Origin of the sequence: Anoxybacteroides voinovskiense (genome assembly GCF_014196205.1) — a bacterium.
In the GTDB taxonomy this organism is placed as follows: Bacteria; Bacillota; Bacilli; order Bacillales; family Anoxybacillaceae; genus Anoxybacteroides; species Anoxybacteroides voinovskiense.
In genome coordinates this window covers 140,235-155,637 of the sequence record NZ_JACIDE010000005.1, presented here as the reverse complement: position 1 = coordinate 155,637, position 15,403 = coordinate 140,235, and the positions used below count along the sequence as shown (strand labels likewise).

Here is a 15,403-nt window from a genome sequence, read left to right as displayed (position 1 = left end):
CCTATCTTTTATGCGTTTCGTTCTTTTTTCACTTGACGGAAGAAAAATAGTTCGTACATCACCGGGATAATAACGAGCGTCAATAACGTCGATGACGTTAACCCACCGATGACCGTAATCGCTAGACCTTTCGAAATCAACGTTCCCGATGCTTTCGTGAGCGCCAGTGGAATAAGCGCAGTAATCGTCGCAAACGCCGTCATCAAAATCGGGCGCAATCTCGTTTTTCCCGCTTCAATTAGGGCATCGCGCACCGCCATTCCTTTTTGTTCACGGTTTTGTCCGATCCGATCAACAAGTACAATCGCATTTGTCGTCACAATTCCAATTAGCATTAATAGCCCAATCATGACGCTCACCGACATCGGTTCATGAGCGACATACAAGCCGAGTAACGAGCCAATTGGCACGAAAATTAAAGCGGACAAAATAATGAACGGAATTCTTGCTTTTCCAAACGTAATCAGCATCGTAATATACACAAGCCCAATCGCGACAACCATCGCGAGACCAAGTTGCTGGAACGTTTCTACGGTGTCGTCGCTGCCGCCGCCACCTTCAAACGAAACGCCTTTTGGAAGTTCCACTTCTTTTTTCACGTCGTTAATGACATCTTGAGTCACTTTTTGGATGTTGTCCCCGACAATTTGCGCCGATACACGAGCAAATACTTTTCCGTCCAATTTTTGAATCGACGTATACGTATTCACTTCTTTTACGTCCGCAATCGCCGAAACGGGAACAAGACCACGTTTTGTGAAAAGAAGCGTATTTTTTAACGCATCCACGGAATCTATTCCTTTGTCGTACGACAACTGCACTGTGCGGTCAATTCCATCGAGTTTGAGCGTTCCTACTTGAACCGGTCTTGTCGCATCGGCAATCGTCCCGAGTACTTGGAATCCAGACACACCGTACTCCGCTGCTTTTTCTGGATCGATTTGGACAACGACTTGTTTTTGCTGATCGGCAAAGTTGTTTGTTACATATTTTAAGTCTTTCCGCTTATTCATATAGGTTTCGACATTTTTTGCTGCTTTTTGTAATGATGCAAGATCGGTTGAATATAAGTCAATATTGACATTGTTGTTCGAAGGCGGTCCACCAGAGCTAAGTTCCTGCACGCCGACTTTCGTCCCTTTTGCTTCCTCATCGACAATCGACTGCATGTTTTTCTCAAGCGTTTTAATAAAGCGTGTGACGTTGACACCTTCTTTTAAGCGAATGAAATAGTTCGCTTGGTTTGACCGTTTCAGTCCTGTACGGAAATCGCGGCTTCCGACGCCTGCTGTCACATCTTTAATTTCTTGTTGGTCAGCAAACATTTTTTCTATTTTCAACGACACGTCGTTCGTTTTTGCAAGCGACGTAGAAGATGGTAGTTCAATGCTAGCGACAAGCGTCTTTTGCTCTTCGTTCGGCAAAAACGTAAACCCAAGCTTCGGAACGAGCGCAAACGAACCGACAAGAAGAACGACAGATAATGCTAAGACAATCACTTTATGATTGAGCGCCCAAGCAATGACGCGCCCGTAAAACCGTTGCAATGCGCCTTCTTTTTCTTCTGGAGGCACTTTTTTAAACGAAAATTTCGCTAAAATTGGCACGATTGTCACAGCGACGATAAGCGATAAAAAGAGCGAGAAAACGATCGTTAAAGCAAATGGCAAGAAAAATTCACCCGTAATGCCGCCGACAAATCCGAGCGGTAAAAAGACGACAACGGTCGTAATCGTCGAAGACGTAATCGCTTTTAAAATTTCTTTCGTCGAATCTTGCACAAGTTCATCGCTCATGCCTGTTTTCGATTTTCGGACGCGGCGGAAAATATTTTCAATGACAACGATGCTGTCGTCCACCACGCGGCCAACGGCGACCGCCATACCACCGAGCGTCATCACGTTTAGCGATATATCTAAGCGGTATAAGAAAATCGACGCGACGATTAAAGAGAGTGGAATGGAGATAATCGCAATGATCGTTGCCCGCACGTTTCGTAAAAAGACGAGCACGGCAATCGACGCAAACAATGCGCCTAACAATCCTTCCCGCACAAGCGATTCGACCGATTTTTTAATCCCTTCTGCCGAATCAAAGCCGATGGCATAATGGAATTGATCTTTATGGGCGTTTAATACCTTCATCACTTTATCTGCCACTTCGACCGTGTTGGCATCTTGTTTTTTCGTCACTGCCATGGACAGTGACTCTTTTAAATCGTAACGTGTTTTTTCCGGCTGGTCTGTAATCGTTTCAATTGTTGCGATATCTTTTAGCTTTAGCGGTGGCGTAGCCTGCATCATCCGTCCTTGGAACGCCGGTGTCGTCGTTTGTGCCAGCGGCGACGTTAATGTCATGTTCTCAAGCGCTTGGACAGTATCGAGCTTTTCTTGCACACGCACTGGAATTTGTAACGTATCGGTATTCACATTTCCAGCTGGGAACGACAAAAACTTTTCGTTAATTTGGTCTTTTACTTGCGATAACGAAAGCCCTGCTCGTGCCGCTTTTTGTTTGTCGATCGTAATTTGGACAATTTCCTCTTTCAGCCCACCGACCGATACCGAGTTAATGCCGTTAATTTTGTTCAACTCTGGAATAACGTCTTGTTCTAATACTTTTTGTAAATCAACCCCTTGCTTGGCAAAGAGCGAAATGTTAAAAATCGGGAATGTCCCGAACGAAAAACGGTTAATTTTCGTCTGTACGTTGTCTGGAAGTTTTGTATCTTTAATGATCGTATCGACTTGCCGCTCCATGTCGTTCATATCGGTATGGAACGGAAATTCAAGGTTAATAATGGAGATGCTCTCATAAGAAGAGCTTTGCATTTTTTTAATGCCGTCAATCGATTTCAATTTTTCTTCTAGCTTCGACGTAACTTGCTCGTTAATGTCTTCAGGAGAAGCACCTGGATAGACGACTTCAATCGATAGCTGCGGAAACTCGATGTTCGGCAATAAATCGACTTTTAAAGAGGAAAACGAATACAGTCCTCCTAAAATGAGCAGAAATGAAATAATAAACACCGCAACCGCATTTTTTAAGCTAAACCGTGTTAAAAAATTCATTGTTCCCTTCCTTTCTCTTGTCATATGTAGACTGACCGTTTGTTCTTAAATCGTCATGACTGAACGGTCGTTATATTATGACTATACTTGATGTTACCGTTTTTTTCAACTATCTTTATCGTAATGGCTTACACGTTGTTCTATCACATACTTCCGTCATATTTTTTCTACGGCTTGCGACGTATTTTTGTTTCTTTTCCGCACAAAAAAAGGGCTGTCTATTTCGACAAGCCCTTGTTGCTTATTCTTCGCCCACGCGGTAAATTTTTACGTCTTTTAACAGCTCGCGAACGACGTAAGAAGCCATAATCAGTCCAGCGACGGACGGCACGAACGCGTTGGAAGATGGCGGCATTTTCGCCTTGCGAATCGTCGCTTTGTCATTGCCGACTTCTTTGCGCACTTCTTCGCGAATAACGACTGGCTTCTCATCGGAAAACACGACTGGAATTCCTTTTTTAATTCCTTCTTTCCGTAATTTCGTCCGGATTACTTTCGCAATCGGGTCAGTATGTGTTTTCGAAATATCGGCGATGCGGAAGCGAGTTGGATCCATTTTGTTGGCTGCGCCCATGCTTGAAATGATCGGGATGTTTCGTTTTAAACATTCTTTCATTAAATGGATTTTATACGTAATCGTATCGGAAGCGTCAATAACAAAATCTAAGCCATAGCTAAAAAATTGTTCGTACGTTTCTTCCGTATAAAACATTTTCAGCGCAATCACTTCGCATGCGGGATTAATGTCAGCAATACGTTCTTTCATTAACTCCACTTTCGGTTGACCAACGGTTGAAAGAAGCGCATGGATTTGCCGGTTAATGTTCGTAATGTCGACATCGTCTTTATCGACGAGCACAAGCCGACCGACGCCCGAACGCGCGAGCGCCTCCACCGCAAACGAACCGACGCCGCCAATCCCTAATACAGCGACGGTTGCTTTTTTTAACTTCTCTAATCCTTCTTTTCCAATCGCCAATTCATTGCGTGAAAACTGATGCAGCATGACACCCTCCATCACATGTATCATTTTTGTACCGCTACTATCCTACACGATTAAAGTAAGTATTTCAATCGGATTTTTTCTTGACAAAACAAAAACCCTTATGTAAAGCATGTGCTTCACATAAGGGATTCATTCGGAGGTTGAAGTCCCAATCGTGCCGTCGATGCCTTCGTTTTGAACCCGCTCCCAGCAGGTGGGTGCCCTGTTTCAACCATTGCACGTCCTCGAACAGAGGCATGTACGCCGCTTGAAAACTCCGGACTCCCGTATAACTTATTGTTCGGTCAAAACAATAAGGTTATACGACGAACACATCAGGACTATGCTTGAATGTATCATAGCACACTTTGCATGCCTTTTCAACGAACAGATTTGTTACTTTTTCGTGACACACGTTACACACGGCTAACATTTTCTGTTTTGACCGCTAAATGCAATTCTTCGAGCTGGCTTTCGCTCACTTCGCTCGGTGCATCGGTCAACAAGCAGCTTGCGCTTGCCGTTTTCGGGAAAGCGATCGTATCGCGCAAGTTCGTGCGCCCTGCCAAAAGCATGACAAGACGATCTAGCCCGAGCGCAATCCCACCGTGCGGCGGAGTGCCGTATTCAAACGCCTCTAGTAAAAAGCCGAACTGCGCACGCGCTTCTTCTTCCGTAAATCCGAGCACTTGGAACATTTTTTCTTGCACGTCGCGCTCAAAAATCCGGAGCGAGCCGCCGCCTAGCTCATAGCCGTTTAACACAAGGTCGTACGCTTGGGCGCGAACCGAAGCTGGGTCGGTCGAAAGCTTTTCTAAGTCTTCGCGCACCGGCATCGTAAACGGATGGTGCGCTGCATAATAGCGTCCTTCTTCTTCATCGTATTCTAACAGCGGCCAGTCCGTAACCCATAAGAAATGGAATGTTGTTTCATCGATGAGTTTTAATTCTTTGCCAAGCTTCAGCCGCAACGCTCCGAGCGCATCGGCAACGACCGTCTTTTTATCCGCCACAAATAAAAGCAAGTCCCCTATTTCCGCAGCGAGCGCTTGCATAAAGTTTTCTTGTTCTGCTTCGGTGAAAAATTTCGCAATTGGCCCTTTTAACCCGTCTTCTTCGACTTTTAGCCATGCCAGTCCTTTCGCACCGTAACGGGAAACAAATTCGGTCAAGCCGTCAATATCTTTACGGGAATATTTGTCTGCCGCCCCTTTTACGTTAATTGCTTTTACTTGACCGCCGGTTTCTACCGCGCTCGCAAACACTTTAAAGCCGCTTGTTTTCACATGTTCAGACACATCGACTAATTCCATGCCAAAACGCGTGTCCGGCTTGTCCGAGCCGTACCGAGCAATCGCTTCGTCGTACGACAGGCGCGGGAACGGAAGCGGGACGTCGATTCCTTTCGCCACCTTCATGACGCGCGCCATCATTCGCTCGACCATCGCGATAATTTCTTCTTGGCTCATAAACGATGTTTCAATATCGACTTGGGTAAATTCCGGCTGGCGGTCTGCCCGCAAATCTTCGTCGCGGAAACAGCGGGCAATTTGATAATAACGCTCAAAACCGCCGACCATTAATAGCTGCTTAAAAATTTGCGGCGATTGCGGCAACGCATAAAATTCTCCTGGATGCACTCGGCTTGGCACTAAATAGTCGCGCGCTCCTTCTGGCGTGCTTTTCGTCAAAATTGGTGTTTCTACTTCTAAAAAGCCTTCTTCGTCTAAAAAGTCGCGAATCGCCTTCGTCACTTGATGGCGCATTTTAAACGTCTGGAACATCACCGGGCGGCGCAAATCTAAGTAGCGATATTTTAAACGCACATCTTCGGCAACGTCTGTGTCATCGGCAATCGTAAACGGTGGCGTTTTCGCTTCGTTTAAAATCGTTACGCGCTCAACATGCACTTCAATAGTGCCTGTTGCTAAATTTGGGTTTACTTGTCCTGCTTCACGGCGCACAACCGTTCCTTCGACGTCTAGCACATATTCACTGCGAATCGTTTCCGCAATACGTAACGCTTCTTCCGATACATCTGGGCTAAAAACAATTTGTACAATGCCCGTGCGATCGCGCAAGTCAATGAAAATCAATCCACCAAGGTCGCGACGTCGTTGTACCCATCCTTTTAACGTCACTTTTTCGCCAACTGCTTGTTCGCTAACTTCACCACAATAATACGTCCTTCCAAACATCGAAACCCCTCCTATACTAACGCTTGTTTAACATACTCCACAAATGAAGCAAGCGGCACTTCTGTTTGTTCACCCGTTTTCATATTTTTTACATTAATCACTTGTTTTTCGAGCTCGTCATCCCCAAGAATCGCGACATATTGCGCTTGCAAGCGGTCAGCCGCTTTTAGCTGCGCTTTTACTTTCCGATCTTGGTAGTCTTTTTCTGCGGCGATGCCCGCTTGACGCAATGCATGGACAAGCACAACTGCTTCCTCTTTCGCTTTCTCGCCTAACGCAACGACGTAACAATCAAGATCGGTTTCAATTGGCAAGGAAATTCCTTCTGCTTGCAATGCCGCAAGCAACCGTTCAATGCTAAGCGCAAAGCCAATGCCTGGCGTTTCTGGCCCACCAATTTCTTGCACAAGCCCGTTATAGCGGCCGCCACCACATAACGTTGTAATCGCTCCGAATCCTTCCGCCTCGCTCATAATCTCAAACGCTGTATGGTTATAGTAGTCCAACCCGCGAACGAGGCGAGGGTCTACTTCAAACGAAATCCCTAATTTGGTTAAATACGTTTGCACTTTTGCAAAATAGGTGCGCGACGATTCGTTCAAATAGTCTAAAATGGATGGAGCGGTTGCCATCAATTCGTGATCGCGGTCTTTTTTGCAGTCTAAAATGCGCATCGGATTTTTTTCTAAACGCGTTTGGCAGTCTGCACAAAATTCGCCGATTCTTTCTTTGAAGTGGGCAATGAGCGCTTGGCGGTGCGCTTTTCGGCTCTCGATATCCCCGAGGCTATTAATCACAAGCTTTAGCTTCGTTAAGCCGAGCGACTGGTAAATATCCATCGCCAATGCAATCACTTCGGCATCTATTGCTGGGTCGTTGCTTCCAAGCGCTTCGACACCAAACTGGACAAATTGCCGAAACCGTCCAGCTTGCGGCCGTTCGTACCGAAACATCGGTCCGATGTAATAAAGCTTCACGGGTTGGTTTGGCTGCCCATGCATTTTATGTTCCACGAACGACCGAACAACGGCTGCCGTTCCTTCTGGGCGAAGCGTAATGCTTCGGCCGCCGCGGTCTTCAAACGTATACATTTCTTTTTGCACGATATCCGTCGTATCGCCAACGCCGCGTAAAAACAATTCCGTATGTTCAAACATCGGCGTGCGAATTTCTTGATAGTTATAGCGCCGGCAAAGGTCGCGCGCTAGTTGTTCGATATATTGCCATTTCTCTACTTCCCCTGGCAAAATATCTTGCGTCCCTCTCGGAATTTGAAACGACATCCTTCATCCTCCTGCTTCTATGTAAAATAAAAAAGCGTCTTGCCAATAAAAAAACTCCCTTCCCTATGCAAAAACATAGGGACGAGAGTTTATCCCGTGGTGCCACCCTAATTGAAGCTAAAGCTTCCACTTTGTCCCGATAACGCCCGGTGCGCGTTCTCTTCTACTAGCCACTGCGTTCAAAGAGAAACCTACGGAGTGTTCGTTCGTTAAGTCATCATGGAGAAATGCTTGCAGCCTACGGCATTTCCTCTCTGGCCATGTGTACTCTTAACTACTTTTCTCCATCATCGGCTTTTCCCAATTTTATTTTTTATGTTACGAATGAATCTTCTGTTTGTCAAGCGAGAAAACGTATTTATGCGCGGAACAGTTGCTTTTTTAACTTCTGGACATCGCGAAGCGTCAATCCAAACTCCGATGCTAGCTCATAAGGCGTATAGTCCGGTGCTTTGCGAATAAATTCATGAAAATCGACATGAAATAGTTCGCCCCCTTTTTGATGAACGAACTCTCCCTTCTCACTATTTCTCACGGTCGTCATCCTTTCGTTTCGGCATTCATTTTTTAATCTTTCCTGTTTTATAAAAAAATAAAAGGATTTTTTCATTTTTTATCGAATTATTATGATTCCGACGGCTAACGAAAGGAGGAGCTAGCTTGAAACGAACAACTATCGCTTATTTGCTTTTTGCCTTATTGTTCATCCCTCTTTCTACTTTGGCAGAAGCAAAAATGGTCGTCACGACTGCAGACCGGCTAAACGTCCGAGAAGGGCCTGGAACAACATATCGAGTCAAAGCAAAGCTTCGGCAAGGAGAAACGTACCCTGTGCTTCAAGAAACGAACGGATGGGTACACTTGCGACTGACCGCTAAAGAAACGGGCTGGGTTACTCGACAATACGTCGCCGAAACAGCGATGCAAATGAAAGCGGCTGTCAACCAGCTCCGCGTCCGCACTTCTCCGAGCCCACAAGCAAAAATCATCGGCTATTTACAGCGCGGACAAACCGTTCAAGTCATCGATCGAAACGGATAATGGGTAAAAATGAAACAAAATACGCTAACCGGTTGGGTCGCTTCTGACTACCTCGTTCCGGTGTCTTCTAATCCAGCGAATCCAGCACCGCCTGCCATACAGACGAAAACGGGAACGGTCGCTGTCGACATCCTGAACGTACGGGCAGAACCGTCTTTGCAAGCAAACGTCATTCAAAAGCTAACGTTCGGGCAAGAAGTTAGCATCGTTGGCGAAACGACCGATTGGTATCAAATAAACGTGAACGGCACTGTGACCGGGTGGGTATACCGTACATACATTATGACCGCTTCTTATTCTATTAAAGTGTTAGAAGACGGGACGAACGTTCGTACTGCGCCATCGCTGACGGCGAGCGTACGAAAAGTAGCAAAAAAAGGGGAGCAGTTTCACGTCCTTGCGAAAGAAGGAACGTGGTATAAAGTAGAACTTCCAGAGGGCACGAGCGGCTATATCGCCGAATGGGTCGTTTCAATTGTCCGCAGTAGCAATAACAATGGAACGATTGAAAAGAAAATCATCGTCATCGACCCTGGCCATGGGGGCAAAGATAGCGGCACCATCGGAAGCGATGGCGCAATGGAAAAGACATTGACGCTCAACACTGCACTTCGTTTAAAGCAGGAGCTAGAAAAAACAGGAGCCATTGTTTATCTTACGCGAACCGATGACACATACCTTACGCTGCAAGAACGCGTCCGCATCGCCCATCAATCTCATGCCGATGCGTTTATTAGCATTCATTACGACAGCTCGCCAACGTTAGCAAGCGGAATGACTGTGTATTATTACGACCAACAAAGCGACTACCCGCTCGCACTATCGCTTGACCCGTTCTTTTCCAATGGGCTGTCTATTCCGTATCGCGGCGTTCGATTCGGCGATTTCCACGTCATTCGCGAAACAACGGTTCCGTCAGTCTTATTAGAACTCGGGTACGTCAACAACCCAACGGAATTAGCGATCATTCGTTCCGACGCTTACCAGCAGCAAGTAGTAGCCGACATCATCAACGGACTACAGCGCTACTTTAACCAATAGAAGCAGCAAATTCGACTAGCCGTGCATAACTATGTCACGTGGAGGCAAGCTATATGCTTGCCTCCGACGGTCGAAAAAAAAAACGAGCAACCATCCGTTACTCGCTTTTTTCTTTACTTTCAACGATAAGGGTGACCGGTCCGTCATTTGTGAGCGTCACTTCCATCATCGCACCAAATTGGCCCGTTTCGACCGTAATTCCTTTTTTTCTTAATTCTTCATTGAACGTTTCATAAATCGAAAGCGCATGCTCTGGTCGTGCGGCTTCCATAAAATTCGGACGCCGTCCTTTTCGACAATCGCCGTATAGCGTAAACTGCGACACCGACAACACCGCACCGCCAACATCGAGAAGCGATACGTTCATTTTCCCAGCTTCGTCTTCAAAAATGCGCAAATTCGCAATTTTATCGGCAACAAACGCCGCATCTTCGTTTGTATCATGATGGGTAACCCCGACAAGAAGCACCAGCCCAAAATCAATACAGCCGACCGTTTCCCCGTTGACGGTCACTTTCGCCTGTTTTGCACGTTGTACGACTACTCGCATAACAATCCCTTTCTAGTTATTCATTATTCGTTGAACAGAATAAATGTCTGGAATTTGTTTAATTCGTTCGACGACTTTTTGTAAATGGCTAATGTTACGAATCGCAATCGTCATATGAATGGTCGCGATTTTATTTCGATGATCCGATCTCCCGGAAACTGCAGAAATATCTGTTTTCGTTTCATTCACCGCTTGGAGCACTTCGTTTAATAAGCCGCGCCGATCAAAGCCGGAAATTTCAATTTCGACATTGTATTCGCGACTCGTTTTCGCATCGCTTTCCCACTCGACCGAAATGAGCCGGTCTTCCGCTTCTTCTGTTTGCACGTTCGGACAATCGGCGCGATGCACCGAAACACCCCGCCCTCGCGTAATAAAGCCGATAATTTCATCGCCAGGAACTGGGTTACAGCAACGCGACAAACGAATTAATAAATTATCGATTCCTTGCACCCGAATGCCGCAATCGCGTTTTTTCCCAATCGGCGTTTTTATTTCTTGCACCGCTTCGGCTAATTTTTTTTGCTGTTCTTCTAAATCGCGCTGCTTCCGCCATTTATCCGTTAACCGATGGGCAATTTGCGCCGCCGTAATCCCGTGGTAGCCGACCGCTGCGTACATATCTTCTTCATTGGAAAAGTTAAATTTCTCCGCCACTCGTTTGACATTTTCGGTTGTTAAAATGTCTTTGACGTCGAAACCAAGGTTGCGAATTTCTTTTTCTACCATTTCTTTTCCTTTTTCGATATTTTCTTCGCGGCGTTGCTTTTTGAAAAATTGGCGAATTTTATTTTTCGCATGTGACGTTTGCGCTAGTTTCAACCAATCTTGGCTCGGTCCGTACGAATGTTTCGACGTTAAAATTTCAACAATATCCCCCGTTTTTAACTTGTAATCGAGCGGCACCATTTTGCCATTCACTTTAGCGCCGATCGTTTTGTTGCCGATTTCCGAGTGAATCCGGTAGGCGAAATCAATTGGCACTGACCCAGCCGGCAGTTCAATGACGTCCCCTTTTGGCGTAAAGACAAACACCATATCAGAGAACAAGTCCATTTTGAGCGTTTCCATAAACTCTTCTGCATTGCTTGCATCGTTTTGCCATTCTAAAATTTCCCGAAACCAAGAAAGTTTTTCTTCAAACGAATTCGGTTTTACCGTCTTTCCTTCTTTATACGCCCAATGGGCAGCAATCCCGAATTCGGCAATTTGATGCATTTCAAACGTGCGAATTTGCACTTCAAGCGGCTCGCCTTTCGGACCAACGACGGTCGTATGCAGCGATTGATACATGTTTGGCTTTGGCATCGCAATGTAATCTTTAAAACGGCCCGGCATCGGCTTCCAACAGGTATGAATAATGCCTAACACTGCATAACAGTCTTTAATGCTATGGACGATAATGCGAATGGCCAACAAATCGTAAATTTCGTTAAACTGCTTATTTTGTAACACCATTTTCCGATAAATGCTGTAAATATGTTTCGGTCGCCCAGAAATTTCCCCTTTAATGGATACCTCGTTTAACCGCTCGCGCATTTCTTGAATGACTTCTTCTAAATATTGCTCGCGTTCCGCGCGTTTTTTCTTCATCAAGTTGACAATCCGATAATATTGCTGCGGGTTTAAGTAACGAAGTGCCGTATCTTCTAGCTCCCATTTAATTTTTGAAATTCCGAGCCGATGTGCAAGCGGAGCAAAAATTTCCAGCGTTTCATTGGCAATGCGCCGTTGCTTTTCCACCGGCAAATGCTTTAACGTCCGCATGTTATGGAGCCGATCCGCTAATTTGATTAAAATGACGCGAATGTCTTGTGCCATCGCTAAAAACATTTTCCGATGGTTTTCCGCTTGTTGCTCTTCGTGGGATTTATATTTAATTTTTCCAAGCTTCGTGACGCCGTCAACAAGCATCGCTACTTCCTCGCCGAACGCCTTTTCTAAATCTTCTTTTGTCGCTACCGTATCTTCTACGACATCATGCAAAAATCCAGCGGCGATCGTCACCGCGTCCATTTTCAAATCAACTAAAATGCCGGCGACTTGAATCGGATGGATAATATATGGTTCGCCTGATTTTCGATATTGCTCACGGTGAGCATGTTTCGCAAATTCGTACGCGTTTTTTATCAATTCAACGTCTTTTTCGGACAAATAACGACTCGCTTGTTCGATGACTTGTTCCGCCGTTAACACTTGTTCGTTGGCCATGAGATCACCTTTAACTAAAATTTGATACTATTATCGTGGAAATTTTTCGACATGTAAAGTTGGAGTTAATAAGAAAGAGCACCCTACGGAGTGCTCTTTGCAAACATCTCTTCCTTCTATTTTAGCGAATTCATGCGAAGATGTCGATGTTTAAAATTGCATCAATGTTAAAATATCGTATCCTTCTAGCTTTTTCCGACCTTCTAAATATGTCAACTCAATGAGAAACGCAATGCCTGCCACTACACCGCCAAGCTGTTCGACAAGCTTAATCGTTGCTTCAATCGTTCCGCCTGTCGCCAATAAGTCGTCTGTAATTAAGACGCGCTGGCCTGGTTTAATCGCATCTTTATGCATCGTTAACACGTCTTTGCCGTACTCTAATCCGTATTCAACGCGAACGACTTCACGTGGCAATTTTCCTTCTTTTCGTACCGGAGCAAAACCGACGCCGAGCGCATACGCAACCGGACAGCCGATAATAAATCCGCGCGCCTCCGGACCAACGACAATATCAATTTCTTTTTCCCGTGCATATTGCACGATTTGGTCTGTCGCGTATTTGTAAACTTCTCCTTTATCCATGATCGTCGTAATGTCTTTAAACATAATGCCTGGTTTTGGGAAATCCGGAACGATCGTGACGTATTGTTTTAAATCCATGTTTTTGCCTCCTCGTACAGTTGCGAACCTCTCATTTCCAAAAAGGTGCGCTTTAATTGTTCATAAGATGAATAGACAAACATTTTTTCGAGCTCTAGTTGAGCTTGTTTTAATCGGTAGGTTGGAGAATCCATTAAATCGCGCTTCGCTGGCTGTTCAACGAGTTGAACGACGCCATGTTCAAGTGTGACAAATTGCAACTCTAAAAAGACTTGCACCATAAAACGAACCGTTTCGTTCGTCCATCCGCGCGAACGCGCTAGTTTAGCACCGTATTTTTCCACATCAAATGATCGTTTTTGCCGCAAAAACGAATATAACCATTTAAAATGGTCACGCGTTGGCAGCGTGCTAAAAAAATGATTCTCCCTTTGATAGAATAACGCATAAATGCGCGCAGGTAAACTACCATGTAATAAAACTTTTAAGACGTCCAACGACGGCGGCAAATCAAGGAGGACAAGGTAGCGGCCGTCCGTGCAAATGCGTCCTGCTTCTTCCGCCGACGTGATAATATGCACTTCGTCACGATGTGCTCCAAACTTTAATTCCTCTATCGTTTCGGCGTGAAACGCGATTGGCAAACGTTTATCGAGCGGAAGCGCTGAAAAAGCAGATTGTACTTGCTTCATTCCCCGCCAATCAAATAGCTGCCAATCGCGTACCGCGACGTCGGAAATCATGAGCTGCGGCTTCCGTAAATAGTTCCATTCATTCACAGACAATGTGCCAACGACGGACACTTTTGCGTCAGGAGCAATTTCATCGTGCAAATAGCCATATCCGAAACCAACACTGTCAAGCGTATGTCCTTCATGTTCAAACAACATTTTAATATGAGCCTGGTTCGTCCCGATGCGGCGAATCGTTTGCACTGCCACTTCTTCTAACAACACAAACGGTTTTGGGTTATCGACGCCAAACGGAGCGAGTTGTTCTAGTTGCTCTACCGCTTCTAACGTGACGTCTCGGACAGAACAGACAGCATCAATCGGTGTCATCGGCAAAAAGTCTTCTTCTGTTAACGTTTCCCTCGCTTGTTGATTGAGCCGCTCCCTTAACTCGTCCACATGTTCGATCGCAAGCGTCATCCCAGCTGCCATCGGATGACCGCCAAAATGTGGCAAAATATCGCGACTTGCCGATAGGTGGTGAAAAAGATCAAAGCCATGAATGCTTCGCCCTGAACCTTTCGCAATTCCTTTTTCTCGGTCAATGCTCAACACAATCGTTGGCCGATAAAACCGCTCCACCAACTTGGAAGCAACGATGCCAACAACCCCTGCGTTCCATCCTTCCTTCGCCACGACAAGCACACGGTGCGCATGAAGCGGAAACTCACGCTCAATCATCGCTACCGCCTCTTCCGTGATATCGTTGACGAGCTGTTGCCGCTCGCGGTTGAGCACTTCCATTTCTGCCGCTAACTGCTGCGCTTCCGCTTCGTCGTCGGTCATTAATAACTTCACTGCTGGCGAAGCATCGCCTAACCGCCCAACCGCGTTAATGCGCGGCGCAAGGACAAAGCCGACCGTTTCTTCGTTCACCTGCGAAAGATTCGCTCCGCACTGTTTCAGTAATGTCCGAATGCCGATGCGCGCCGTATTGCGCAATTGTTGTAAGCCGCGGACGACGAGCGAACGATTTTCGCCTGTTAATGACACAAGGTCGGCAATCGTCCCAATCGCCACGACGTCTAATAAATGTTCTGGCACGTTTCCAAGCAACGCATGGGCTAGTTTAAACGCGACCCCAACCCCGGCTAGTTCACGAAACGGATACCTTCCGATTTTCGGATGAATGATGGCGAACGCCTCCGGCAACACTGGTCCTGGTTCGTGATGGTCGGTAATGATGACATCCATTCCAAGTTCATTCGCCAGCGCTATCTCTTTCACCGCAGCAATTCCTGTGTCAACCGTAATGATAAGCGAAACGCCTTGCGCTTTTGCTCGGCGAAACGCACTCTCGTTCGGTCCGTATCCTTCGGTAAAGCGGTTAGGAATATAAAAGTCCACATTCGCTCCTAATTCGTTCAGCGCGCTCATCATGACGGTCGTGCTGCTAACGCCGTCGGCATCGTAATCACCAAAGACGAGAATGCGTTCTCTAGCTTGAATCGCTCGATGAATTCGTTCGACCGCTTGCTCCATGTCGTCAAATAAAAACGGGTCATGAAGCGGTTGCTTTTCCGGCAGTAAAAACGCCTTTGCTGCTTCCGCTGTTTCGATGCCGCGATTGACAAGCAATGCCGCGACAAGCGGAGCGATATTTAATCGTTCGACAAGCTGATTGACTTTATCTAGACTAGGACGCTTTACATCCCATCGTGTTTTTGCTGTTAACATATGCTCCACCTC

The 15,403-nt window shown here is 46.0% G+C and carries 11 protein-coding genes, 1 other RNA gene and 1 other annotated feature; of the genes, 2 read left to right on the top strand and 10 right to left on the bottom strand.

The features are described from left to right. Positions 1–8 precede the first annotated feature (8 nt). The 6 genes from GGR02_RS05040 to GGR02_RS05015 all read right to left on the bottom strand — a co-directional run bounded on the left by GGR02_RS05040 (position 9) and on the right by GGR02_RS05015 (position 8,072). Positions 9–3,071, bottom strand: a complete 3,063-nt coding sequence (locus GGR02_RS05040) for an efflux RND transporter permease subunit (RefSeq protein WP_183183647.1) — start codon at positions 3,069–3,071, stop codon at positions 9–11. A gap of 241 nt (positions 3,072–3,312) precedes the next feature. After that, a complete protein-coding gene (locus GGR02_RS05035) occupies positions 3,313–4,077 on the bottom strand; it encodes a tRNA threonylcarbamoyladenosine dehydratase (RefSeq protein ID WP_183183646.1) in 765 nt (254 codons plus the stop codon). A gap of 141 nt (positions 4,078–4,218) precedes the next feature. Continuing rightward, positions 4,219–4,401: non-coding RNA, 6S RNA (gene ssrS / locus GGR02_RS05030), on the bottom strand. Positions 4,402–4,472: 71 nt separating this feature from the next. Then, the gene (gene aspS, locus GGR02_RS05025; protein ID WP_183183645.1) at positions 4,473–6,254 is read right to left on the bottom strand and encodes an aspartate--tRNA ligase; all 1,782 of its coding nucleotides are present in this window, start codon (positions 6,252–6,254) and stop codon (positions 4,473–4,475) included. 11 nt (positions 6,255–6,265) lie between these two features. Next, the gene (hisS, locus tag GGR02_RS05020) at positions 6,266–7,537 is read right to left on the bottom strand and encodes a histidine--tRNA ligase (protein ID WP_183183644.1); all 1,272 of its coding nucleotides are present in this window, start codon (positions 7,535–7,537) and stop codon (positions 6,266–6,268) included. A 74-nt stretch (positions 7,538–7,611) separates the two neighbouring features. Next, positions 7,612–7,837 (bottom strand) — a binding site (T-box leader). Positions 7,838–7,895: 58 nt separating this feature from the next. Next, positions 7,896–8,072: a hypothetical protein gene (locus GGR02_RS05015; RefSeq protein ID WP_183183643.1), complete on the bottom strand. Its 177-nt coding sequence runs from the start codon at positions 8,070–8,072 to the stop codon at positions 7,896–7,898. A 125-nt stretch (positions 8,073–8,197) separates the two neighbouring features. Here GGR02_RS05015 and GGR02_RS05010 point away from each other — a divergent pair, with 125 nt between their 5' ends. Both GGR02_RS05010 and GGR02_RS05005 read left to right on the top strand, forming a co-directional pair. Further along, positions 8,198–8,578, top strand: coding sequence for an SH3 domain-containing protein (locus tag GGR02_RS05010; protein ID WP_183183642.1), 381 nt, complete (start codon positions 8,198–8,200; stop codon positions 8,576–8,578). A gap of 9 nt (positions 8,579–8,587) precedes the next feature. Beyond that, complete coding sequence (locus GGR02_RS05005; protein ID WP_183183641.1) at positions 8,588–9,619, top strand: N-acetylmuramoyl-L-alanine amidase; 1,032 nt, start codon at positions 8,588–8,590, stop codon at positions 9,617–9,619. A 97-nt stretch (positions 9,620–9,716) separates the two neighbouring features. On the opposite strand, the gene dtd is transcribed toward GGR02_RS05005, so the two are convergent. The 4 genes from dtd to recJ form a co-directional block, all read right to left on the bottom strand. Continuing rightward, a complete protein-coding gene (gene dtd, locus GGR02_RS05000; protein WP_183183640.1) occupies positions 9,717–10,169 on the bottom strand; it encodes a D-aminoacyl-tRNA deacylase in 453 nt (150 codons plus the stop codon). Between the two features lie 12 nt (positions 10,170–10,181). Further along, a complete protein-coding gene (locus GGR02_RS04995) occupies positions 10,182–12,380 on the bottom strand; it encodes a RelA/SpoT family protein (RefSeq protein ID WP_183183639.1) in 2,199 nt (732 codons plus the stop codon). A 150-nt stretch (positions 12,381–12,530) separates the two neighbouring features. Then, positions 12,531–13,043 (bottom strand): adenine phosphoribosyltransferase, encoded by a 513-nt coding sequence (locus GGR02_RS04990; protein ID WP_183183638.1) that lies wholly within the window; start codon positions 13,041–13,043, stop codon positions 12,531–12,533. Then, positions 13,034–15,391, bottom strand: a complete 2,358-nt coding sequence (recJ, locus tag GGR02_RS04985) for a single-stranded-DNA-specific exonuclease RecJ (RefSeq protein ID WP_183183680.1) — start codon at positions 15,389–15,391, stop codon at positions 13,034–13,036. Before recJ ends, GGR02_RS04990 begins: the two co-directional genes overlap by 10 nt. Positions 15,392–15,403: the final 12 nt, after the last annotated feature.

Bases quoted from the DNA above. Each gene is read 5' to 3' on its own strand.
- GGR02_RS05040 (WP_183183647.1), bottom strand. From the start codon at position 3,071: ATGAATTTTTTAACACGGTTTAGCTTAAAAAATGCGGTTGCGGTGTTT.
- dtd (WP_183183640.1), bottom strand. From the start codon at position 10,169: ATGCGAGTAGTCGTACAACGTGCAAAACAGGCGAAAGTGACCGTCAAC.
- GGR02_RS05005 (WP_183183641.1), top strand. From the start codon at position 8,588: ATGAAACAAAATACGCTAACCGGTTGGGTCGCTTCTGACTACCTCGTT.
- recJ (WP_183183680.1), bottom strand. From the start codon at position 15,391: ATGTTAACAGCAAAAACACGATGGGATGTAAAGCGTCCTAGTCTAGAT.
- hisS (WP_183183644.1), bottom strand. From the start codon at position 7,537: ATGTCGTTTCAAATTCCGAGAGGGACGCAAGATATTTTGCCAGGGGAA.
- GGR02_RS04995 (WP_183183639.1), bottom strand. From the start codon at position 12,380: ATGGCCAACGAACAAGTGTTAACGGCGGAACAAGTCATCGAACAAGCG.
- aspS (WP_183183645.1), bottom strand. From the start codon at position 6,254: ATGTTTGGAAGGACGTATTATTGTGGTGAAGTTAGCGAACAAGCAGTT.
- GGR02_RS04990 (WP_183183638.1), bottom strand. From the start codon at position 13,043: ATGGATTTAAAACAATACGTCACGATCGTTCCGGATTTCCCAAAACCA.
- GGR02_RS05035 (WP_183183646.1), bottom strand. From the start codon at position 4,077: ATGCTGCATCAGTTTTCACGCAATGAATTGGCGATTGGAAAAGAAGGA.